Below are 965 nucleotides of genomic sequence, written 5' to 3' on the forward strand. Positions count from 1 at the left end.
ATTTTGGATACAACGCCAGCACCAACAGTACGGCCACCTTCACGAATCGCGAAGCGCAGACCTTCTTCCATGGCTACTGGGTTGATCAGCGTAACGTCCATCTGGATGTTATCGCCCGGCATTACCATTTCAACGCCTTCCGGCAGCTCACACGCACCAGTGATGTCAGTGGTACGGAAGTAGAACTGTGGACGGTAACCCTTGAAGAATGGCGTGTGACGACCACCTTCTTCTTTGCTCAGTACGTATACTTCGCCTTCGAAACGGGTATGTGGCGTGATAGAACCTGGCTTAGCCAGTACCTGACCACGCTCAACGTCATCACGCTTAGTACCACGCAGCAGCGCACCGATGTTCTCACCTGCACGACCTTCGTCCAGCAGCTTACGGAACATCTCAACACCAGTACAAGTAGTCTTGGTAGTTGGGCGAATACCAACGATTTCGATCTCTTCGCCAACTTTAACGATACCGCGCTCAACACGACCGGTAACAACAGTACCACGACCCTGGATAGAGAATACGTCCTCGATAGGCATGATGAAGGCACCATCAATCGCACGCTCTGGCTCTGGGATGTAAGAATCCAGCGTTTCAACCAGCTTCTTAACTGCAGTAGTACCCAGTTCGTTATCGTCTTCGCCATTCAGCGCCATCAGCGCAGAACCTGGGATGATTGGCGTGTCGTCGCCTGGGAACTCGTAAGTATCCAGCAGTTCACGCAGCTCCATCTCAACCAGCTCCAGCATTTCCTGATACTCTTCAGAGTCAGAACCGCCGCAATCTTCAGCCAGCAGGTCAGCCTTGTTCAGGAATACGACGATGTAAGGTACACCTACCTGACGAGACAGCAGGATGTGCTCACGGGTCTGAGGCATTGGGCCGTCAGTCGCGCCACATACCAGAATCGCGCCATCCATCTGCGCCGCACCAGTGATCATGTTTTTCACATAGTCAGCGTGCCC

The 965-nt window shown here is 53.1% G+C and carries 1 protein-coding gene; it reads right to left on the reverse strand.

The genetic code is table 11. The features are described from left to right. Positions 1 to 965, reverse strand: a 965-nt coding sequence (gene tuf, locus ACFVYJ_RS13670; protein ID WP_419416163.1) for an elongation factor Tu, incomplete at both ends; no start/stop codon positions are given.

The sequence above is a fragment of the Pontibacter sp. JAM-7 genome, from assembly GCF_048548695.2.
Lineage (GTDB): Bacteria > Pseudomonadota > Gammaproteobacteria > Pseudomonadales > Balneatricaceae > Neptuniibacter.